Annotated in this window: 18 protein-coding genes and 5 tRNA genes; 17 read left to right on the top strand and 6 right to left on the bottom strand. The window is 39.4% G+C overall.

Going from position 1 to position 21,536, the window contains the following annotated elements:
* Positions 1-15: 15 nt before the first annotated feature.
* From L8T27_RS15330 to L8T27_RS15310, 5 genes are all read left to right on the top strand, one after another.
* Positions 16-89 (top strand) — tRNA-Gly (locus L8T27_RS15330).
* A gap of 6 nt (positions 90-95) precedes the next feature.
* Positions 96-172, top strand: a tRNA-Ile gene (locus tag L8T27_RS15325).
* A gap of 9 nt (positions 173-181) precedes the next feature.
* A tRNA-Asn gene (locus tag L8T27_RS15320) sits at positions 182-256 on the top strand.
* A 7-nt stretch (positions 257-263) separates the two neighbouring features.
* A tRNA-Ser gene (locus L8T27_RS15315) sits at positions 264-354 on the top strand.
* A gap of 3 nt (positions 355-357) precedes the next feature.
* A tRNA-Glu gene (locus tag L8T27_RS15310) sits at positions 358-429 on the top strand.
* Positions 430-579: 150 nt separating this feature from the next.
* Here the strand turns inward: L8T27_RS15310 and L8T27_RS15305 are convergent.
* Positions 580-792, bottom strand: a complete 213-nt coding sequence (locus tag L8T27_RS15305; protein WP_233317568.1) for a hypothetical protein — start codon at positions 790-792, stop codon at positions 580-582.
* Positions 793-1,106: 314 nt separating this feature from the next.
* On the opposite strand from L8T27_RS15305, the gene glgB reads away from it, so the two are divergent.
* The 5 genes from glgB to L8T27_RS15280 are packed head-to-tail and all read left to right on the top strand — an operon-like array spanning position 1,107 to position 9,039.
* A complete protein-coding gene (glgB, locus tag L8T27_RS15300) occupies positions 1,107-3,047 on the top strand; it encodes a 1,4-alpha-glucan branching protein GlgB (protein WP_237941827.1) in 1,941 nt (646 codons plus the stop codon).
* A complete protein-coding gene (locus L8T27_RS15295; RefSeq protein ID WP_233317572.1) occupies positions 2,995-4,140 on the top strand; it encodes a glucose-1-phosphate adenylyltransferase in 1,146 nt (381 codons plus the stop codon). The genes glgB and L8T27_RS15295 overlap by 53 nt, the downstream gene beginning before the upstream one ends.
* 30 nt (positions 4,141-4,170) lie before the next feature.
* Positions 4,171-5,199: a GlgC family sugar phosphate nucleotidyltransferase gene (locus L8T27_RS15290; RefSeq protein ID WP_233317574.1), complete on the top strand. Its 1,029-nt coding sequence runs from the start codon at positions 4,171-4,173 to the stop codon at positions 5,197-5,199.
* Complete coding sequence (gene glgA / locus L8T27_RS15285; protein ID WP_233317576.1) at positions 5,196-6,647, top strand: glycogen synthase GlgA; 1,452 nt, start codon at positions 5,196-5,198, stop codon at positions 6,645-6,647. The genes L8T27_RS15290 and glgA overlap by 4 nt, the downstream gene beginning before the upstream one ends.
* Entirely contained in the window at positions 6,637-9,039 is a 2,403-nt protein-coding gene (locus tag L8T27_RS15280) for a glycogen/starch/alpha-glucan phosphorylase (protein ID WP_237941826.1), read from the top strand. The genes glgA and L8T27_RS15280 overlap by 11 nt, the downstream gene beginning before the upstream one ends.
* A gap of 45 nt (positions 9,040-9,084) precedes the next feature.
* Here the strand turns inward: L8T27_RS15280 and L8T27_RS15275 are convergent, their stop codons facing one another.
* Entirely contained in the window at positions 9,085-9,819 is a 735-nt protein-coding gene (locus L8T27_RS15275; RefSeq protein ID WP_237941825.1) for a TraR/DksA C4-type zinc finger protein, read from the bottom strand.
* A gap of 337 nt (positions 9,820-10,156) precedes the next feature.
* Between L8T27_RS15275 and L8T27_RS15270 the strand changes: the two genes are divergently transcribed.
* The 6 genes from L8T27_RS15270 to L8T27_RS15245 all read left to right on the top strand — a co-directional run bounded on the left by L8T27_RS15270 (position 10,157) and on the right by L8T27_RS15245 (position 17,805).
* Positions 10,157-11,533 carry an isochorismate synthase gene (locus L8T27_RS15270; protein WP_237941824.1) on the top strand — a complete coding sequence of 459 codons (1,377 nt, stop codon included), beginning with the start codon at positions 10,157-10,159 and terminating at the stop codon, positions 11,531-11,533.
* Complete coding sequence (menD, locus tag L8T27_RS15265; protein WP_237941823.1) at positions 11,530-13,272, top strand: 2-succinyl-5-enolpyruvyl-6-hydroxy-3-cyclohexene-1-carboxylic-acid synthase; 1,743 nt, start codon at positions 11,530-11,532, stop codon at positions 13,270-13,272. Before L8T27_RS15270 ends, menD begins: the two co-directional genes overlap by 4 nt.
* Complete coding sequence (gene menH, locus L8T27_RS15260) at positions 13,269-14,081, top strand: 2-succinyl-6-hydroxy-2,4-cyclohexadiene-1-carboxylate synthase (RefSeq protein WP_237941822.1); 813 nt, start codon at positions 13,269-13,271, stop codon at positions 14,079-14,081. The genes menD and menH overlap by 4 nt, the downstream gene beginning before the upstream one ends.
* 42 nt (positions 14,082-14,123) lie before the next feature.
* Entirely contained in the window at positions 14,124-14,942 is an 819-nt protein-coding gene (gene menB, locus L8T27_RS15255) for a 1,4-dihydroxy-2-naphthoyl-CoA synthase (protein WP_127736786.1), read from the top strand.
* Positions 14,943-15,074: 132 nt separating this feature from the next.
* A complete protein-coding gene (locus L8T27_RS15250; RefSeq protein ID WP_237941821.1) occupies positions 15,075-16,535 on the top strand; it encodes an o-succinylbenzoate--CoA ligase in 1,461 nt (486 codons plus the stop codon).
* Positions 16,536-16,569: 34 nt separating this feature from the next.
* Complete coding sequence (locus L8T27_RS15245) at positions 16,570-17,805, top strand: NAD(P)/FAD-dependent oxidoreductase (protein WP_237941820.1); 1,236 nt, start codon at positions 16,570-16,572, stop codon at positions 17,803-17,805.
* A gap of 36 nt (positions 17,806-17,841) precedes the next feature.
* On the opposite strand, the gene L8T27_RS15240 is transcribed toward L8T27_RS15245, so the two are convergent.
* The 3 genes from L8T27_RS15240 to L8T27_RS15230 all read right to left on the bottom strand — a co-directional run bounded on the left by L8T27_RS15240 (position 17,842) and on the right by L8T27_RS15230 (position 20,525).
* Positions 17,842-17,997, bottom strand: coding sequence for a DUF1540 domain-containing protein (locus L8T27_RS15240; RefSeq protein ID WP_233317593.1), 156 nt, complete (start codon positions 17,995-17,997; stop codon positions 17,842-17,844).
* A 108-nt stretch (positions 17,998-18,105) separates the two neighbouring features.
* Positions 18,106-19,149 (bottom strand): cytochrome d ubiquinol oxidase subunit II, encoded by a 1,044-nt coding sequence (locus L8T27_RS15235; RefSeq protein WP_233317595.1) that lies wholly within the window; start codon positions 19,147-19,149, stop codon positions 18,106-18,108.
* A gap of 14 nt (positions 19,150-19,163) precedes the next feature.
* Positions 19,164-20,525, bottom strand: a complete 1,362-nt coding sequence (locus L8T27_RS15230; protein ID WP_233317596.1) for a cytochrome ubiquinol oxidase subunit I — start codon at positions 20,523-20,525, stop codon at positions 19,164-19,166.
* Between the two features lie 188 nt (positions 20,526-20,713).
* Here L8T27_RS15230 and L8T27_RS15225 point away from each other — a divergent pair, with 188 nt between their 5' ends.
* Entirely contained in the window at positions 20,714-21,277 is a 564-nt protein-coding gene (locus L8T27_RS15225; protein ID WP_233317598.1) for a beta-class carbonic anhydrase, read from the top strand.
* Here the strand turns inward: L8T27_RS15225 and yidD are convergent.
* Positions 21,274-21,522 (bottom strand): membrane protein insertion efficiency factor YidD, encoded by a 249-nt coding sequence (gene yidD / locus L8T27_RS15220; protein WP_245399887.1) that lies wholly within the window; start codon positions 21,520-21,522, stop codon positions 21,274-21,276. The two genes, L8T27_RS15225 and yidD, sit on opposite strands and share 4 nt — an antisense overlap.
* Between the last annotated feature and the right edge of the window lie 14 nt (positions 21,523-21,536).

Raw genomic sequence — 21,536 nt, 5'->3', positions numbered from 1 at the left:
TTTAAATTTAATAACGCGGGTGTAGTTTAATGGTAAAACCTCAGCCTTCCAAGCTGATGTCGTGAGTTCGATTCTCATCACCCGCTCCAATATATGGGCCTATAGCTCAGCTGGTTAGAGCGCACGCCTGATAAGCGTGAGGTCGATGGTTCGAGTCCATTTAGGCCCACCATATTATTGTTCCGCAGTAGCTCAGTGGTAGAGCACTCGGCTGTTAACCGAGCGGTCGTAGGTTCGAATCCTACCTGCGGAGCCATTTTTTTGGGGAAGTACTCAAGAGGCTGAAGAGGCGCCCCTGCTAAGGGTGTAGGTCGCGTAAGCGGCGCGAGGGTTCAAATCCCTCCTTCTCCGCCAGACGGCCCATTGGTCAAGCGGTTAAGACACCGCCCTTTCACGGCGGTAACACGGGTTCGATTCCCGTATGGGTCATACTTACAATAGAAAGAGCTGTTGGTATATTGCCAACAGCTCTTTCTATTGTTTTTTTTAGCTTATGCCTGTGGATAACTCAAAAAGATAGACTATATTTTATAAAAGTCTAGGCTTATATCAGCATAGATAGACATAAGCTATTTAGTGCTAAAAGTTACCCTTCTTTATATCTTCCTCAAGCTTGTCCCTGTCTGTCATCAGCTTTTGACCAGGATTATTCAGGTCAAAATCAGAGAACATTCCTGTATGAGGACCTCGGAAAATATCTGCGGCTAGAATCTTCTTGTCTGGTGCATCAAAATAGGGACTAGGATCTTTTTGATTTTGTTCTAAAAGATATTCTTCTTCGCTTTTACTCATCAGCAAATCCCTCCTTTATTTCTTACTTTAATATCCTTTCTTAAATGAATGTAAACTATGTTATAAAAATCCACTGCTATTTTTCGGAGAGCAAACATAAAAAGTTATTTATTGTCATAAAATTTTAAAAAAACTTAAAAAGGATTTAGATTAATGTTAATAGAATATTACATTTAAATGAATAATTTTATCCTTTTTCGAATTGCTTCCCCTTTTTAATCATATAGTTTTAAAACTAGCAAAAAAGGGAAAACGGTTTGTACAAATTATATTTTTTTTGCAGTCGAATCAAATCAATAGTCATAGAAAGTAGGATGAATGTGGAGACAGTATTCCCAACTGAATTTCAGCAGCATTTATTTCATGAAGGCAATCTATTTGAAAGCTATCAATTGTTTGGATCTCATGTAAAGGAAGAGAACGGAGAAATTTGTACGGTATTTTGTGTGTGGGCACCGAATGCTAAGACTGTTCGTTTAGTAGGAGATTTCAATAATTGGCAAGGTGAACAGTATGACCTTCAAAGAATAAATAAAGAAGGAATATGGCATATCAGTATTTCCAAAGATTTGACCGGAGCTTTATATAAGTATGAAATCACTGGTCAGGATGGGAGGAAGCACTTGAAGGCTGATCCTTTTGCCTTTTATTCGGAAGTGAGGCCGAACACCGCATCCATCGTCTATTCATTGGAAGGTTACAAATGGAATGATGCAAGATGGATTCAAAGAAAGAAGAAAAAAAATTTTTTGAAAGAGCCGGTTTCTATTTATGAAGTACATCTAGGATCTTGGAAACTGAAAGAAGACGGATCTCTTTATACATACCGAGAATTAGCAGATGAGCTTATCCCTTATGTAATCGAGCTTGGATTTACCCATATAGAAATACTGCCAATAGTAGAACATCCTTTAGATATTTCCTGGGGATATCAAGGCACTGGGTATTACTCTGCGACGAGCAGATTTGGCGAGCCGAAGGATTTTATGTATTTTGTGGATCAATGTCATCAGAATGGGCTGGGAGTTCTGTTAGATTGGGCTCCAGGACATTTTTGCAAGGATGCTCATGGCTTATATCAATTTGACGGCTCCAGCCAATTTGACTACCCGAATGCTAATGACAGGGAAAATCTTGTATGGGGAACAGCAAACTTTGATTTAGGAAGAATGGAAGTACATAGCTTTTTAATTTCCAACGCGATCTTTTGGATGGATTATTTTCATGTTGATGGTTTTAGGGTTGATGCAGTTTCTAATATTATTTACTGGCCAAACTCTGGCGAGAATTCGCTTAACCCATTTGGAGTTGAATTCTTAAGAAAGCTAAACACAACCGTCTGTCAATATGATTCTACCGTTCTGATGTTTGCAGAGGATTCAAGCGATCTACCCCAAGTTACTGCTCCAGTACATTATGGAGGTCTAGGATTTCATTATAAATGGAATATGGGTTGGATGAATGATTTACTGTCATATATGGAAACAGACTCATCCAATAGAAAACATGAGCACAATAAAATTACTTTTTCTTTGCTCTATGCTTTTTCGGAGAATTTTGCTTTACCTCTTTCCCATGATGAAGTTGTTCATGGAAAAAAATCGCTCCTAAATAAAATGCCTGGTGATTATTGGCAAAAATTTGCTCAGTTCCGTTTATTAATCGGATATATGATGACACACCCAGGAAAGAAACTATTATTTATGGGAGCGGAGCTTGCACAGTTTTCAGAGTGGAAGGATAAAGAACAGCTTGATTGGATGCTGATGGATTATGAAATGCATGAAAAGGCAAATGTATTTTTCAAAGAAGTGCTGAAGCTGTATAAACGCTCTAAACCCCTGTATGAATTGGATCATCTCCACGAAGGATTTGATTGGATTGATGCTAACAACCATGAACAATCTGTTTTCTCCTTTATTAGACAAGGAGAAAAGGAGGACGATTTCCTAGTAGTTATCTGCAACTTTACTTATCAAACTTATGAGAATTATTTAATTGGCGTACCAAAGGCTGGCAGCTATAGAGAGATATTGAACAGCGATGATGAGAGGTTTGGAGGAGCCAACTATATAAATAAAAAAATGATAAAGGCCAATGAGACTTCGTTCCACGGAAAGCCATATTCCGTTCCAGTGACGATTCCAGCTTTTAGCATCATCATATTACGGCCTGTTCAACATCGGAAGGGGAGAAAAGAGAATGGGAAAGAAACGGTGCGTCGCAATGCTATTAGCGGGAGGAAAGGGAAGTAGACTTTACTCTTTGACAAAAAAGCTGGCAAAGCCAGCCATTCCATTCGGAGGTAAGTATCGTATTATTGATTTTACTTTGAGTAATTGCTCCAATTCAGGAATTGAAACAGTAGGTGTGCTGACACAATATCAACCTCTTGTGTTAAATTCCTATATCGGAATTGGCAGTGCCTGGGATTTGGATAGGGTAAATGGAGGTGTCACTGTGCTGCCTCCATACAGCGAATCATCAGAGGTGAAATGGTATACAGGCACAGCCAGTGCCATTTACCAAAATCAAAATTATCTCTCTCAATATGATCCAGAATATGTGCTGATTCTTTCAGGTGACCACATATACAAGATGAATTATGAATGGATGTTAGACTATCATATTCAGAAGCAGGCAGATGCTTCTATTTCTGTTATAGAGGTGCCATGGAGTGAGGCAAGCAGGTTCGGTATCATGAACACGAATGAAGAGATGGATATCATTGAGTTTGAAGAAAAACCAAAAAAGCCGAAGAACAATCTCGCTTCCATGGGCATTTACATCTTTAAGTGGAAAGTGCTGAAGGAATTGCTGGAAGAGGATGATAAAAACAGCCATTCAACCCATGACTTCGGAAAAGATATTATACCGATGCTGATTGAGAAGAAACGGAAGGTAGTCGCTTACCCATTCAAAGGCTATTGGAAGGATGTTGGTACAGTCCAAAGCTTGTGGGAAGCCAATATGGACTTGTTAGATAATTCTAGTGAACTGAATATATCAGATTATAATTGGAGAATTTACACAGTTAATCCTAACCATCCGCCCCAATATATTTCTAGTGATGCAATAGTTAAAGAGTCATTAATAAATGAAGGCTGCACGATTAGTGGCAATATTGAAAAATCCATTGTTTTTCAAGGTGTAAATGTAGGAACAGGTTCAATCGTCCGAAGCTCTGTTATTATGCCCGATGCTCGGATTGGCGAAAATACTTATATCGAAAAGGCAATCGTTCCGTCAGATATCGAGATACCGGATGGAATGGTTATTAAGCCAAAAGAAGGTAATAACGACGTTGTGCTCGTAACAGAAGAAATGGTTAGTGCGTTTATATCCTGATTAACAACAGAGACTAGGGAGGGGTTTTTAGTGTTAAGAACAATGCTAGGGGTAATTGATGCTACAACATATCAACATGATTTGGAGGAATTAATTTCACATAGGACACTTGCTGCCTTACCAATTGGAGGGAGATATAGGCTTATTGATTTCGTCCTTTCTAATATGGTTAATTCAGGAATAGGCAGTGTCGCTATCTTTCCAAAGTACCAATACCGATCATTAATGGATCATCTTGGGTCCGGGAAAAATTGGGACTTAGACAGAAAAAGAGACGGATTATTTTTCTTTCCAGCATCCATTACGGATGGAGATAGTGAAGGAATAGGATCTTTTAATCAGTTTGCCGCAAATATGGATTATTTTTATCGAAGCAAACAGGAATATGCTTTAGTAGCAAATTGCTTTACTGTTTTTAACATGGACTTTAACCCCGTCCTAATACGCCATCTTACCTCTGGCTGTGATATCACTGAAATCACCAACAATGGAGATTCATTAGAAATATATTTAATCAAGAAATCTCTATTAATAGACTTAATCTTAACAAGAGATATTACAGGCTATACATGCATGAAGGATGTCATGCTTGACCTCAATCATGAATATAAAATCTGCCACTATGAATTCAACGGTTATGCGGAAAAAATCGACTCTATTTCTGCTTATTTTGAAGTAAGTAAAGAAATATTGCGTGCAGAAACGTGGAATCAGCTTTTCATTAAGGAAAGGCCAATCTTTACAAAGGTGAAGGATGAACCACCTACCCGCTATACGAGTACAGGAGAAGTGAAAAACTCAATGATCGCTAATGGCTGCATTATTGAAGGAGATGTAGAAAACAGCATTATTTCTAGGGCTGTGAAAATTGGCAAAGGTTCACGCCTTAAAAACTGCATCATCATGCAAAAATGCTCTATTGGGGATGATTGTGTATTAGAAAATGTAATTTTAGATAAAGATGTTATGGTAGGAAATGAAACGGTTATGACAGGCAGCAAAAATACACCATTTGTCGTTAGAAAAGGGACAGTGCAAGGAGCGTTGATGAATTCGTGAAAGTAATGTTTGCAGTATCAGAATGTGTACCATTTATCAAATCTGGAGGACTGGCTGATGTTGCCGGTTCTCTTCCGAAAGAGCTTGTGAAACAAGGAACAGAGGTAACGATCATTATGCCAAAGTATCGGGACATTCCCGAGAAGTTACTAAAAGACTTGGAGAAGGTAATGGACTTCCGTGTGCAGGTAGGGTGGAGAAATCAATACTGCGGCATCGAAAAGCTCGAGCAAGACGGCATCACTTTTTATTTTATAGACAATGAATACTACTTTAAAAGGCCGGGGCTATACGGCTATTTCGATGATGGAGAAAGGTTCTCATTCTTTAACAGGGCTGTCTTAGAAAGCCTCTCCTATCTATCTTATTATCCAGATATTATCCATTGTCATGATTGGCATACGGCAATGATTCCGTTCCTGCTGAATGTGGATTATAAATGGAGACGAGAATACAGTCAGATTAAGACAGTATTTACTATACATAATCTTCAGTTCCAAGGGATTATGCCAAGAGGGGCCCTTGGAGATATGCTGAACTTAAATGATGATTACTTTACAACAGATCAGCTAGAGTTTTATGGAAATGTCAACTTTATGAAGGCCGCCTTAATTGCTTCTGACAAAATAACAACTGTCAGCCCAACCTATATGAATGAAATACAAACAGACTATTACGGAGAAAAGCTCAACCAGCTTTTACATTTAAGGCAGAGTGACTTAAATGGTATCATCAATGGAATAGACGAAGAAGTATACAATCCTGCAACAGATGATGTCATTATTCAAAAATACTCGAATACAAATATTAGTGGAAAGGTCCAAAATAAACTTGAAGTCCAAAAGCTGTTTGGATTAAAAGAGGATGCGTCCATTCCAATGATATCAATGATAACGAGGCTGACCAGCCAAAAAGGGCTTGAGTTAGTACGGCATGTCTTCCATGAAATCATGGAGGAGGATGTGCAATTTCTTGTGCTGGGCACAGGAGATGCTGAATTTGAGAATTTCTTTAGAGAAATGGAGTTCAAATATCCCGATAAATGCAAAGCATATATTGGTTTTGATGAAAGCTTGGCACATAAGATATATGCCGGTGCAGACCTGTTCCTTATGCCATCCAAGTTTGAACCATGTGGGCTAGGCCAGCTGATTGCATTGCAGTACGGGAATATCCCAATTGTCAGGGAGACAGGGGGATTAAATGACACAGTGTTTTCATACAATGAACTTACTAATAGCGGAAATGGTTTTAGTTTCACTAACTTCAATGCTCACGACATGCTCTATACTATCCGAAGAGCCCTACAATTCTATCATGACAAAGACGTATGGAGCACTATTGTCAAAAATGCAATGACAATGGACAATAGCTGGGCACAGTCAGCATTTAAATATAACCAACTATATGCTGAGCTTATCTCAAGGAGTGAAACACATGTTTTCTAACAAAGAAAATTTTAAGACTTATTTTTTGCAAAAGCTTGAGATGACTTACGGCAAACCGTTTGAAGATTGTACCAGCAGCGATCACTTCCAGACATTAGGACATATGATCAGGGAGTATGTTAGCGGAGATTGGATTAATACAAATGAGCTTTACCGCAGAAATAAAGGAAAACAAGTGTATTACTTATCAATAGAATTCTTATTGGGCAGATTACTGCACCATAATTTAATTAACTTAGGAATTGATAAAGTAGTGGAAGAGGGGCTTTCTGAATTAGGAATCGACCTGCTAGACGTAGAAGAAATTGAATGTGATGCAGGTCTTGGCAATGGAGGGCTGGGAAGGCTTGCTGCATGCTTCCTAGATTCATTGGCAACCTTGAATCTTCCCGGCCACGGCTTTGGAATCCGTTACAAGCATGGATTATTTGAGCAGAGAATTGTCGATGGATATCAATTAGAACTGCCAGAGCAATGGTTAAAGCAAGGGCAGGTTTGGGAAGTCCGGAAAGAGGATCTAGCTGTAGATATTTCCTTTTGGGGCAATATTGATTCGTTTGAAAAGGATGGAAGACTGCAGTTTCGGCATTTAAATGCTGAAACTGTAACGGCTGTCCCTCACGATATCCCTGTTATCGGTTATAGCAGCAGTACCGTTAATACGCTGAGGCTATGGAATGCAGAGCCTGCGTCACTGCTCGCTAAGGATGTTGGGGACATCATGAAATACAAAAGAGAAACAGAAGCGATTTCAGAGTTTCTTTATCCTGATGATGCATATGATGAAGGTAAAATATTGCGCTTGAAACAGCAATATTTTTTAGTTTCTTCGAGCCTGCAGTCTATCATCAAGGATTACAAACAGCAATATAAAGACATAAAAGAGTTTCATGAGCATGTAAGCATCCATATAAATGATACACATCCTGTATTGGCAATCCCGGAATTAATGAGGATATTGCTTGATAAAGAAGGGCTTAGCTGGGAAGAGGCTTGGACCATAACAACAGGAGCTATTTCCTATACAAATCATACAACCCTTTCTGAGGCATTGGAAAAATGGCCGATTTCTATTTTTCAGCCTTTGTTGCCTAGAATCTATATGATTATTGATGAGATAAATGAACGTTTTTGCAAACAGCTATGGGAGCTATATCCAGGAGATTTCGGCCGGATTGAGAATATGGCTATCATCGCCCATGGTATGGTTAAGATGGCGCACTTAGCTTTAGTAGGAAGCCATAGTGTTAATGGCGTGGCAGAAATTCATACAGAGATTTTGAAAAAGAGGGAAATGGCTGCTTTCTATCAAATCTTCCCTGAAAAATTCAACAATAAAACAAATGGAATAACCCATAGACGCTGGCTGATTAAATCCAATCCTAAGCTTGCAGATCTTATCAGTGATACAATCGGTACAGAGTGGGTTCAAACCCCTTCGAGCCTTGAGAAGCTGTTAGAATACAAGCACGACTCTGTTTTTTTAGAGCAGCTTGACGCAGTAAAACAGGAAAATAAACGGAAATTAGCACGTATCATCAAGGAGAATAATGGAATTATAGTTGACCCGCAATCTATTTTTGATATTCAAGTAAAAAGACTGCATGCATACAAGCGGCAGTTATTGAATGTCCTGCATATCATGCATCTATATAACCGCATTAAAGAGAATCCATCCTTACCTATTACTCCTAGGACATTTGTATTTGGCGCGAAGGCTTCACCAGGCTATTATTATGCGAAGAAAATCATCAAGCTCATCAATTCAGTCGCCGATAAAATCAATCAAGATAAAGCAATTGAAGACAAGATAAAGGTTGTGTTTTTAGAGAATTACCGTGTTTCCCTTGCAGAGCATATTTTTCCTGCTGCAGATGTAAGTGAACAGATTTCTACTGCAAGCAAAGAGGCATCTGGTACCGGAAATATGAAATTTATGATAAACGGAGCTTTGACTGTTGGAACACTTGATGGTGCTAATATTGAGATGAGGGATTTAGTTGGCGATGACAATATTTTTATATTCGGCATGAATGCAGACCAAGTGCTAGAATTATATAAAAATGGAGGATACAAGTCGGCTGAATATTATCATCATGATAAGCGAATTCATCAAGTTGTTGACCAGCTGAAGAATGGCCATTTATCAACAAATCTCAATGAATTTGAACCAATTGTCGACTCCTTATTAACGGAGAATGACCAGTACTTCCTGCTAAAAGATTTTCATTCCTATGCCTGTATTCAAGATGAGGTAGACAAAGCTTATAAGAATAAACAGCAATGGCTGGAGAAATGTACAGTCAACATTGCAAAAGCGGGACATTTTTCGAGTGACCGCACAATTAAAGAATATGCGGCTGAAATTTGGAATATTAAAGCCTTAAAATAAGGGGAAGGGCGATTGTCACTTAGCTAGCTGACAATCGCTTTTTTTTTAGTTCTTATCATCTGTATAACTGTCTCTATTTTTGTAGGGAACATCACCAAATGGAGCGTCTGTTCCAGCATCATTGAGGGTATCTTCATACTCCTTCTCTTCATCTGAACGGTAAACTTCGCGCTTTTGGGCAGTTATATTACTTGCCGTAAAGGATTCATAGTCTTCTGGAAAGCCGCCGTTTTGTTCATTGTCAGAATAAAGGCTGTCATAATCTTCATAATCACCTTTTAAGTCTGCAGGGGTTTCGGATGTTCCGTAACGGGCAACTTCTTGAAAGCTATCTTGATAGTCACGGATTTCAGCAGTATCACTGTGTCGGAAAACATTGCCGTGTGCAGGCTCTAATATGTCTTCCTCCACAGGCCGGTCCATATTTAACTCCCGGTCACTGTATTCAATTAATGTTGTGGCAGTAGGCATTGCTTCCAACCGTTCATATGGAATCTCTTTTCCGGAAACTTCACAAATACCATATGTTCCATCTTGGATCGCTTTTAAAGCAGAATTAATATTATCTAGCTCAGCTTGGTCATGCTCTTCTAACGCTAGGTCACGGCCTCGTTCAAATAATTCTGTTCCCATATCGGCCGGATGATTGTCATATGTCGATAACTCTCCGACAGAGTCTTGCATTGTTTCTTCCTCTTTACCATCTAATCTATTTGTTAATTGTTCTTTTCTATCTTCCAATTGCTTTTGTAACGATGCTAATTGTTCTTTTGTAAGCATGATCTCACATCCTTAAGTAATTAATTTATGCATGTCCCAATGTCCATACTGTACCGTTCCCGCCTTAAGCCCACTTAAAACATGTAAGTAAAAGTGCTCCATTGTGTAAAGAATAATAAACATAAAAGAAGTAGTTATTTAGCTATCCAAATATAACAAACCAGGATTCGGAAATATAGGATAACATCATTGACATAATAGGAAATGGAGGTGTATCTTAAAATAAGTCAAATTGAACATTTGTGAGCATATGAATAGATATTATCGCAGTTCAGTTCAAGGTCAGAGCTATAAACCAATATGGAATGGCTGATCTTATAGGGGGATTTACAAGGTAATGAAAGAAAGTAAAGGACTTCTGTTAGAAGGCAGTGCAGTAAAAGCGTCCACTTCTATTTTAAGAAGCAAGGTGATTAAGTTAGAGCAGAGAAGGGATTTTTTATCTTTTTATGCTCAGAATAATAAATATAAAGGAAAACGATTTTTTTGGAAAAGCCCTGATGGTACTTCCATATACGCTGGAATTGGCATTTGCAAAACAATTCAATCCAGCAAGCAAGAGCATACTTATGAAGTGATTGAAAAAAAATGGCATGAGCTACTTGAGAACAGTGAAATAAATAATCCATTTAACACTGCAGGGGTTGGCCCGGTTCTGTTCGGCGGTTTTGCGTTTGATCCTTTGAAGGAACGGACAGATTTGTGGGAAAACTTTCAAAACGCGCATTTTTACTTGCCATCCATCATGTTTAGTGAAATAGATGGCGAGCAATACCTTACAGTTAACCAGTTCGGAGATTCTGATCAAGTAAATGAGAGACTGAAAGCATGTTTACAGAAAATGCCAAAAAGCAATGAATCTTTCTCAAGCGAAACACTGACAAATAAGCTGCTCGACTGTACAGAAATTAATGGTATTGAATGGAAGAAGATGGTAGAAGAGGTAGTTCAGGAACTGGGACAATCGTTAAAAAAGGTTGTACTGGCAAGGGAAAGCCGCTTAAGTTTTGAAAAGGTAATTTCCGTTGAATCTGTCCTCCAAAATTTATTGAACAGACAAAAAAACAGCTATGTGTTTGCATTAGAATCAGGGGAAGATTGTTTTATCGGTGCTTCACCAGAAAGACTTGTCAAAAAATCAGGTAAACAAGTCTTTTCCGTATGCTTAGCAGGATCTATTGCAAGAGGAAGCAGTGCAGAAGAAGATGAAGCACTCGGCTTAGAACTGCTGAATGACCCGAAAAACAGGATGGAGCATGATTATGTTGTGCAAATGATAAAAGGGGCGATGGAAAAGGTGTGCAGCACTTTTGATATCCCAGCAGAGCCTAGCCTCATAAAGATGAGAGATATTCAACATTTATTTACTCCAGTTACAGGAAGTTTAAAAAATTCAGCTTCTATATTTTCACTTATAGAATTATTACATCCGACACCTGCATTAGGCGGTTATCCGCAAAAGCAGGCTATTGAAAAAATCCGCGAGGCGGAATTTTTGGATAGAGGGCTTTACGGAGCTCCAATAGGCTGGATGGATTATCAAGGTAATGGCGAGTTTGCCGTGAGTATCCGCTCTGCTCTTATTCAAAACAAGGAAGCTTCATTGTTTGCGGGTTGCGGTGTAGTAAAAGATTCTGATGCGGAATCAGAGTTCAAGGAAACGGCAATAAAATTCAAACCGATGCTTTCTGCACTAGGAGGTAAGTTAGGATGAACCATCAAGAAAACTTAACTGCTTATTTACAGTCATTCGTAAATGAGCTGGTCCGAAACGGGATTAAAAATGCTGTTATTAGTCCCGGTTCTCGTTCAACGCCGATTGCTTTGTTAATGGCTGAGCATACTCATGTAAATGTCCATGTTCATGTGGATGAACGGTCTGCTGCTTTTTATGCTTTAGGGATGGCAAAAGCCTTAAAGGAGCCCACTGTTTTAGTTTGCACTTCCGGTACGGCGGCTGCAAACTATTTTCCTGCTATTGTGGAGGCAAAAATCTCAAGAATACCGCTGATTGTCTTAACGGCGGACAGACCTCATGAGCTGAGGGATGTCGGTGCACCTCAGGCAATAGATCAAATAAACTTGTATGGAAACCAAGTAAAATGGTTTATAGAAATGTCTCCGCCTGATGCAGCTCCAGAAATGCTGCGTTATGTTAAAACCGTCAGTGCAAGGGCTGTTGCCGCAGCAACAAAGGAACCTAAAGGTCCAGTCCATTTGAACCTTCCATTTCGCGAACCGCTCATCCCAGATTTTAATCAGTTAGAGAAGTATGAAGCGGATGATCCATATTTACAAATCATTAATGGGGAACTAACTGTTTCAGATGAATATGTAAAAGGACTTGCAGCAAGGCTTACAGGCTTTTCTAAAGGAATTATTGTTTGCGGAGAAATGAACGATGGGAATTTTTCGGAGGCAATATTGGAGTTAGCAAAAGCACTCGATTTCCCTATCCTCGCTGATCCATTATCACAGCTTCGATCCATGGAGGATCCCGATAATCTGATTGTCGACACATATGATGTTTTTTTACGGAACGAGGATGTAAAGCAAGCATTAGTTCCTGAGGTTATCATTCGTTTTGGAAGCATGCCTGTCAGCAAGCCCCTTACTATATATATGAGGGAATTAGAAGCTCTGCAAATAGTAGTCGACGGCGGTGCTGGTTTCAGAGATCCTAATCAGCTGACAGCTGAAATGGTTTATTGTGATGAAACAACATTCTGCAGGAAACTGATTGAACATGTCGAGCACAGTAAGGGAAACCACAGACAGCTTTGGACCAGTCTCAATGAGAAAACAAAACAAGAAATAAGTCAGGTAGCAGATATAACTGAACTAAGTGAAGCGAAGCTATTTCATTTGTTAGCAGATCTTATCCCTGACAATTCTGTATTGTTTGTAGGCAACAGTATGCCTATCAGAGATTTGGATACATTCTTTCATAAACAAGCAAAGAATATTTCTATTTATGCGAACAGAGGGGCTAATGGAATTGATGGTACTGTGTCTACAGCTCTTGGTGTGGGAGCAGCCAAAAGAAAGCCGTTGTATTTAGTGCTGGGGGATTTAACTTTCTTCCATGACATGAATGGTCTTATTGCAGCAAAGCAATTTGACGTGCCGATTACGATAATACTCATTAACAATAACGGTGGAGGAATATTCTCCTTCTTGCCCCAAGCTCAGCATCCAAAGCATTTTGAACTATTATTTGGAACACCGTTAGATTTAAATTTTGAACATCTTATTAACTTGTACGGTGGACAATACAGTGTTGTGGAGAATTGGGATCACTTACGAGCTTTATGTACGGATGCAGAGTCGAATTTTAGCATCCGATTATTTGAAATAAAGACAAATAGAGACGAAAACTTGAAGGAGCATCGTCAGATTATGGCGAAAGTTTCCCAGGAAATACAACATTTTTTGAGAGATGAAGGCAAATGAATATAGTTGTCGATAATATCTCCTACCATGTAGAAGTTTACGGTTCAGGTGAGCCATTATTGCTGCTGCATGGCTTTACAGGGGATTCTAGTACTTGGCAGCAGTTTATCCCTGTTTTTGAAAAGAACCACCAGATTATCATGATGGACATTATTGGACATGGCCAAACTGCATCACCTGATGAACAGCAGCCTTACAAGATAGAATATGCTGCTAAAGCAATCAAAAAGCTACTTGAAACGTTAGAAGTTGATTCAACAAATCTTTTAGGATATTCCATGGGTGGGCGGCTTGCCCTAACATTTGCATTCATCTATCCTGACATGGTCAGAAATTTAGTGCTGGAAAGTGCGACACCTGGTCTGAAAACAGAAGAGGAAAGAAGAGAAAGACGGATAATGGATGAGCAATTAGGAAACTATATTTTAAAAGAAGGAGTTAACAAGTTTGTGAACAAATGGGAAAATATTCCCCTATTTGCCACACAGACTCGTTTAAGCAAGGACGTAAAAGAAAAAATTAGAAGCCAAAGGCTTATGAATAATCCAGTAGGTCTTGCCAACAGCCTTGAACAAATGGGGACCGGCTCTCAGCCTTCCTGGTGGGAAAGGTTAGGAAAGCTGAAGTGTCCAACGTTGCTGTTAACAGGAAAGCTGGATGAAAAGTTTTGCAGGATCGCTAGTGAGATGCAAAAACAAAACGAAAACTTCGAGTGGATTAACGTGGATGATGCAGGGCATGCAATTCATGTGGAGAAACCTGAAATTTTTGGTACAATAGTAAGTGAGTTTTTGTCGAACAGCAGTTGAGGACTTCATAAAAGTTCGGCAAAATAAAAGGAGGAAATATAAATGGCAGTAGAATGGGTTGCTGTGCGCAATTACGATGAAATTATCTATGAAACATACAATGGCATTGCGAAAATTACGATTAATCGCCCGCATGTACATAATGCCTTTACACCAAAAACGGTAAATGAATTAATTGATGCTTTTGCAAGAGCAAGAGATGACAGCAGTGTTGGTGTTATTATCTTGACAGGTGCAGGAGAAAAAGCTTTCTGCTCAGGCGGAGACCAAAAAGTAAGAGGACATGGCGGCTATGTGGGAGAAGACCAGATTCCTCGTTTGAATGTTCTGGACCTGCAAAGATTAATTCGTGTAATTCCTAAACCGGTTATCGCAATGGTTAAAGGCTATGCAATCGGTGGCGGCCATGTACTGCATGTAGTCTGTGATTTAACAATCGCAGCAGACAATGCTGTATTTGGACAAACTGGACCAAACGTAGGAAGCTTTGACGCAGGTTATGGTTCTGGCTATTTAGCTCGCATTGTCGGACACAAAAAAGCAAAAGAAATCTGGTTCTTATGCAGACAATACAATGCTCAGGAAGCATTGGATATGGGGCTTGTAAACACTGTTGTTCCATTGGAGCAAGTGGAAGAAGAGACAATCAAATGGTGTGAGGAAATCCTAGAAAAGAGCCCGACTGCTTTACGTTTCTTGAAAGCGGCGTTTAACGCAGACACAGACGGACTTGCAGGGATTCAGCAATTTGCTGGAGATGCAACGCTTCTATACTACACAACGGATGAAGCAAAAGAAGGACGCGATTCCTTTAAGGAAAAACGCAAGCCTGACTTTGGCCAATTCCCACGTTTTCCTTGATTTTCAAATAACGGGATAAACCAAAAAAGGGTGACTTCTAGCATCTTTTCCACTCTATTAGTGGAGAAGATGGGGGTCACCCTGTTTTGATTACAAAAAACAAATGCTGTTAACTAAAAAGGAGAGAATCATATGGAAGAATTGCTTCCTAATTTCCTGAAGAACCGAGCTTCTTTAACACCTGACAAAGAGGCAATTGTCTACAAAAATACTTCATTGACCTTTCAGGAGCTGTATGAAAAAGCATATTACACAGCAGGAGTATTAACTGCAAAAGGGATTACGAAAGGGGACTATGTCGCTTTTTTAGTGAAAAACGATCTTCGCACTGTAATCGCTCTTCTTTCTCTTCATTTGCTGGGAGCAAGAGCCGTGCTCTTAAACAATCGCCTTACAGCAAATGAACTGCTGTATCAAATCAAAGACTCCAAATCTCATTCTCTTATTGCAGACAATGATTTTCATACAAAGACAGAGGAATTGGTCTGTGCATTACCTTCTTTAAATGTGATATTTAATCAAGAGCTGGAAAATGGTCCATTTCAGCAGCCTGTTGTTCAGGAAACAGTAAATTTAGCAGATACATGTACCATCATGTATACCTCTGGGACGACAGGCTTTCCTAAAGGTGTTATCCAAACATACGGAAATCATTGGTGGAGCGCTGTCGGCAATGTGTTAAATGCGGGGATGACCGAAAAGGATGTTTGGCTTTGTACTGTGCCTATCTTCCATATTAGCGGATACTCTATATTAATAAGAAGTCTGCTATATGGAATGAAAATTGTCCTGCACGAGTCTTTTGATGAACAGCAAGTTCTGACTGATTTGCAGAAGGAAAAAATAACAATTATGTCTGTTGTGACAGCAATGCTCCAAAAAATAGAAAAGGCAGCAACGAGCCCGTTTCCAGAGTATTTCCGTTACATGCTTCTTGGAGGTGGGCCGGCATCTATTGAGTTAATTTCAAGCTGTATGAAAAAGGGAATTCCAGTGTATTACTCTTATGGCATGACTGAAACCTCTTCCCAAATTGTAACATTACCGCCTCAAGATGCTGCAAGGAAGATTGGCTCTGCAGGCAAGCCTTTGTTTCCTGCTCAGTTGAAAATCGTCGATGATGATGGAAATGAATTAGGAGCTGGAGAAGCTGGCGAAATTGTTGTATATGGTCCTAATGTGTCTAAAGGATATTTGAATAAAGGAGCTCATTCAGCTGATGGCTGGTTTCACACTGGCGATATAGGGTATAAAGATACAGAAGGCTTCCTGTATGTACTTGATCGCCGTTCAGACCTGATTATTTCTGGCGGAGAGAATATTTATCCAGCAGAATTAGAATCGGTAATTTCCTCTATAGAAGGAATTAAAGAAGCTGGGGTTGTCGGAATGGATAACCAAAAATGGGGACAAGTTCCCGCAGCCTTTATTGTATGTGAGGAAGGAACGGACTTGACTGAAAGTTATGTGTTGGAAGAATGCAGAAGGAAATTAGCTTCCTATAAGCTACCGAAAGAAATTCGTTTCATAGAAGCGCTTCCGAGGAATGCCTCAAAAAAAATTGTCAGAAAAACATTAAGAGAGTGGCTGTAATAGCCAAGACTAATATATTTTAGGGGGCTTTGTCATGGGGCTTGATTTATATCATGGAGAGCTGTATTGGCCACATACATTAAAAGATATTCCTTCCTATCCTCGTTTGGAGGAGGATGTTTTTTGTGATGTACTTATCATTGGCGGTGGAATGTCTGGAGCTATAGCAGCGAATATCTTAGCAAATGAAGATTTAGAGATTGTACTTGCAGATAAAAGGAAAATAGGGCATGGAAGTTCTGCAGCAAATACAGGACTTCTACAATACTCCAACGATATGATGCTCCATGAATTTGCTCAAACAATCGGAGAGGAAAAAGCAGTAAGATTTTACGAACTGTGTTTTGAGGCAATGAAAGATTTAAAAGACATTGCCAGTTCTCTAACAGAAGATGTTCAATTCAAAGAAAGAAAAAGTTTATATTATGCAAGCAGTCAAACAGATGCAGATAAGTTGAAAACAGAGTATGCGATGTTGAAAAAACACGGTTTTCCTGTTGAATATTTAGATGATAATCAAATGAAGGGGCGCTTCGGCTTCTCAAAGCCTGCTGCTATTCTTACAGAAGGAGATGCAGAGGTTAATCCTCAGAGGCTTGTTATTCAGCTTATTAAAGAGGCAGCTTTAAAGCAAAATGTCCGTGTATATGAACAAACTAATGTACAGGAGCAAGGCTTTATAGATGGATATTGGCAAATTAAAGCTGACAGCGGAGCAATCATTCACGCGAAAAAAATTATTTATTCAACAGGGTATGAAGCCGCACTTCATACGGACCGGCTTGGAGCTGAATTAAATCGTTCCTTCGCAATCGCAACAAGCAGACTTGAAAACTTTGCTGGCTGGGAAGGACAGTGCATGATATGGGAGACGAAACGACCGTATTTTTATATGCGGACTACATATGATGGCAGGATTGTAGCAGGCGGTCTTGATGAAGATCCAATGGAAGCTCCGCAAGATGCTAAAGTATTAAAGAAATATGGAGAAAGACTGCTGGAGAAAATAAAGGAGCATTTCCCTGAATATGTAATGGATGTTGACTATGTTTATGGAGCTACCTTTGGCGAATCTGCAGACGGCAGACCATTTATCGGCAAGCACCCAAGCAAGGATGGTATCTTCTATTGTTTAGGATATGGGGGAAATGGCACAGTGTACAGCATGCTTGGTGCCAAAATAATCAGGGATATTATTCTTTATGGCAAGCATCTTGATGAAGAATTGGTTGCTCCAGACAGACCAGAGAAGAAGTTATATTCCAAGTAAACAAAAAAGAGAGGCAAAGTCCTCTCTTTTTTTGCGTTATTCTGTAGGCTGAAATGTTTTACAATCTGTTTCTCTGCTGTTATCAGCATGTTCACCTACATGGCTTACTACATAAATTTGATCGGCTCCACATAAATTTCCGCTTTCCCAAAAAGTACAATTTCTTACTTCACAAAGTACATCTTTTGCCAATAGAAACACTCTCCTTAGTTGGCTTATGATTTACAGGAATTGGGTAGCCCTCTTCCTATACTTAGTATGAAGCAGAAACGAAAATTTTATACTTGTAGCAGTGATGTCCTATTTTTTAGTCGCCTTTTGCTGTAAGTATTTTTTATCATGCATAAACAATTTCCAAAAGAAATAAAAACCAGGAAACAGAATAATGAAAGCTGCAATATAAGTTGCGAATATCGCATGAAATGAGCTAGGACTAGTAAAGGACGATGTGATTGTTACTTCAGGATAAACGATATATGGAAGATGCGCTTTACCGTAAACATAGCTAGCCATTAAATATTGAATAGTAATGGATACTATAGCGAGCCTGGGCATTCCCTTTATGTCTTTATTTTTTCGTGAGGGAAGGAAAAGACCTGCTCCCCCAAGTATAAAGAAGAAAAGAGAAAGGAGAAGCAAATATAAATCATCCATCATTTTTACATAAATCCAATTGGCATCCTGCTTTAATGTGAGCATGATAAATACTGCCATCAATAAAGAAATAGGACCGAGAATAATTGCATCCCTCCTGTATAGCCGATAGGCCTCAGGTTCATTCGAAACATTTGAATAATCTGCCAGAAGCAACGAAGATAGAAAAAGTGTGCTGCTTAATGCAAAGCCGAAAAAGGCATATTCGTTAGGACTAGAGAACAATCCGACGAGATCAAGGCTTTGCTTGCCATCTTGAAATACAACAAATCCTCCATGGGTGATTGGAAGGACACTGAGTAAAATACCTGGAATCAGCATTCCAGTAATGCCTGAAATATACGTTAGCGGCTTGCGGTATTCTTCCACAATATTTGAAAAAACAAGGAAGGCACTTCTGATTGCCAAAAGCAGAAGAATGATGCTTCCTGGTATAAGCAGAACCGTTCCTAAAGTATAAGCAGCTTTTGGAAATAAGCTGTAAACTGCAACAACGATGGCAACAACAAAAGTATTCGTTACTTCCCATGTTGGAGAAAGATAACGGTTTGCAATATTTGTTGCTCGCGTTTTTTCCCTGTTGATGTAAACCATCGACCAGAAGCCTGCACCAAAGTCCATCGTTGCCATAATGGCGTATATGAATACAAATCCCCACAGTACAGTAATCGCCAGTAATGAATCTGTCATGTTGCTAACACTCCTTAACTGTTAGATCCAAACAGCGGGATCTCTTTTTCCTTTGCAGCATTTAAGTCCTTCAGTACTGTGTTTTTGCGGAAGTAATAGATAAGTACTAAAGCCACCGTAACCCCTAAAATGATATAAACAATCATAAAAGAGAAAAACAGCAATGGAAGGTTGCCGCTTGTAGTTACCGAATCTGCCGTTGATAACTGCCTGTAAATAGTCCAAGGCTGACGGCCTGTACAAGCAAAAATCCAGCCGAATTCTATGCTAGCAATAGCGAGAGGACCAGAAGCTACAAAGATCCACATAATAAATTTAGGAAAACGCTCCTTTTTCAAAAGGAATTTCCATGCCAATGAAGCGAAGGAAAGGAGAATTAGAAAGGAGCCTATCCCCACCATGGCATTGAATAGTGTATGAACATAAAGCGGCGGCCAATATTCCTCAGGAAAGTCATTTAAGCCTGTGACAACCGTATCAAAGCTGTTTCCTGCTAAAAAGCTAAGTGCCCATGGTATTTCAATCGCACCGGTTATTTCTCTATTCTCCTTGTCTGTGAAACCGCCAATGGCGAGAGGTGCATGAGACTGTGTTTCAAAGAGCCCTTCAGCAGCAGCGAGCTTTTCCGGCTGATATTCATACAGTTTTTGAGCAGACTCATGTCCATTTAAGGCAGTCAATAAGGAAAAGACAGCACCGACTGAAATACTTAAAATCAATGCTTTCTGATGGAACTGAAAGATGCGCGAGCCGAATGGCTGTTTTAACATCTTAAATGCAGAAACAGCTGCGACAACAAAGGCTCCTGTTGTATAAGCACTCATCGCTACATGTCCTGCGGATACAAAAAAGGTAGGATTGAAGAAAGCCTTCCATGGATCTACGTCTGTAATTTGTCCGTCTTCCATGCGAAATCCTTGCGGTGTTCCTTCAAAGGCATGTACATTTGTAATAAGGATGGCAGATGCAAGGGCACCAATTGCAACAAGAATAAGACTGCTGATTCTGGCCCATGGTGGAATCCTTTCGGCTGCATACACATAGATGGACATAAATAATGCCTCTATGAAGAAAGCATAGATTTCTATCTGAAAAGGGAGTGCCATTACCTCTCCAATCACTTTCATGAAGCCTGGCCATAACAAGGAAAGCTGAAGGCCGGCAATCGTCCCTGTGGGAATACCGACACCAAGCAAAATCCCAAATGTCTTTGTCCATCTTTTCGCCATGATGACATAATCAAGGTCCTTCTTTCTTTGATAAAGAATTTCTGCCACTAACATCATTAAAGGCAGTCCGACCCCGATTGTTGCGAAGATGATGTGAAACCCCATCGTCATCCCGAACATGCTTCGAGCAGTAACTAGATGATCCATTAATATCTATCCTTTCCTTTTGTATTCCGAATACTGCTGTTAGTATTTTCAGGAATTGGCGCAATTATGTAAGAATGGATAGATACAGGCTTTTAGTTATTAGGAGTTGTCTTCAAAAGATTTTTTACTTACTATATAATAGATGGATATAGTAAAAAAAAGAGTAGATAAGATAGGAGATAAGGATAATGACATTATTAAATGAAATTTTAACTTTCAACGAACAATTTGTAGCAGAAAACAAATACGAGCGTTACATAACAACGAAATTCCCAAATAAAAAAATGGTTATTCTTACTTGTATGGATACAAGACTGCTTGAGCTTCTGCCACATGCTTTGAATATTTCTAACGGTGATGTAAAGCTTGTAAAAAATGCTGGGGCAGTAGTAGTACATCCTTTCGGAAGTATCATGCGAAGCATTCTTGTAGCTGTCTATGAATTAAAGGCAGATGAAGTAATGATTATCGGACATCATGATTGTGGAATGAGTGCCTTAAATTATGACTCTATGCTTGATAAAATGAAGGATAGAGGAATTTCTGAGGATACTATCAGCACATTAGAAAACTCCGGCATGGATTTGGATAAATGGCTAACAGGCTTTAGTTCTGTTGAAGAAAGTGTGTCACATAGTGTTAAGATGGTGAAGAATCATCCCCTTCTTCCACCAAATGTTCCTGTTCACGGCTTAGTAATTGATCCTAAAACAGGAAAGCTTGACCTTGTAGTCGATGGCTATAAAGCTTAATTAGGGGAATGATCCTTTTTGTGCGGCCATTCTTCCGGGACCGGATCAATGCCGCCTGGATGAAATGGATGGCACTTGAGAATGCGCCTTATTGTTAAATATCCGCCCTTCCATGCACCATGCTTTCTGATAGCCTCTAAACCATAAGAGGAACAGGTAGGATAGAAGCGGCAGGAGGGCGGAGTAAGTGGTGAAATGGCCTTTTGATAAAACCGGATTAGTAAGATGAACAGTTTGCTTATCATTTATATTTTGCACT

Source organism: Niallia sp. Man26 (assembly GCF_022049065.2).
Lineage (GTDB): Bacteria > Bacillota > Bacilli > Bacillales > Cytobacillaceae > Niallia.
Note: the sequence above shows the minus strand (reverse complement) of the source record. Positions and strands in the feature narration are given on the sequence as shown.

Bases quoted from the DNA above. Each gene is read 5' to 3' on its own strand.
- L8T27_RS15305 (WP_233317568.1), bottom strand. From the start codon at position 792: ATGAGTAAAAGCGAAGAAGAATATCTTTTAGAACAAAATCAAAAAGAT.
- glgB (WP_237941827.1), top strand. From the start codon at position 1,107: ATGAATGTGGAGACAGTATTCCCAACTGAATTTCAGCAGCATTTATTT.
- L8T27_RS15295 (WP_233317572.1), top strand. From the start codon at position 2,995: ATGGGAAAGAAACGGTGCGTCGCAATGCTATTAGCGGGAGGAAAGGGA.
- L8T27_RS15280 (WP_237941826.1), top strand. From the start codon at position 6,637: ATGTTTTCTAACAAAGAAAATTTTAAGACTTATTTTTTGCAAAAGCTT.
- L8T27_RS15275 (WP_237941825.1), bottom strand. From the start codon at position 9,819: ATGCTTACAAAAGAACAATTAGCATCGTTACAAAAGCAATTGGAAGAT.
- L8T27_RS15270 (WP_237941824.1), top strand. From the start codon at position 10,157: ATGAAAGAAAGTAAAGGACTTCTGTTAGAAGGCAGTGCAGTAAAAGCG.
- menD (WP_237941823.1), top strand. From the start codon at position 11,530: ATGAACCATCAAGAAAACTTAACTGCTTATTTACAGTCATTCGTAAAT.
- menH (WP_237941822.1), top strand. From the start codon at position 13,269: ATGAATATAGTTGTCGATAATATCTCCTACCATGTAGAAGTTTACGGT.
- menB (WP_127736786.1), top strand. From the start codon at position 14,124: ATGGCAGTAGAATGGGTTGCTGTGCGCAATTACGATGAAATTATCTAT.
- L8T27_RS15250 (WP_237941821.1), top strand. From the start codon at position 15,075: ATGGAAGAATTGCTTCCTAATTTCCTGAAGAACCGAGCTTCTTTAACA.
- L8T27_RS15245 (WP_237941820.1), top strand. From the start codon at position 16,570: ATGGGGCTTGATTTATATCATGGAGAGCTGTATTGGCCACATACATTA.
- L8T27_RS15235 (WP_233317595.1), bottom strand. From the start codon at position 19,149: ATGACAGATTCATTACTGGCGATTACTGTACTGTGGGGATTTGTATTC.
- L8T27_RS15230 (WP_233317596.1), bottom strand. From the start codon at position 20,525: ATGGATCATCTAGTTACTGCTCGAAGCATGTTCGGGATGACGATGGGG.
- L8T27_RS15225 (WP_233317598.1), top strand. From the start codon at position 20,714: ATGACATTATTAAATGAAATTTTAACTTTCAACGAACAATTTGTAGCA.
- yidD (WP_245399887.1), bottom strand. From the start codon at position 21,522: ATGATAAGCAAACTGTTCATCTTACTAATCCGGTTTTATCAAAAGGCC.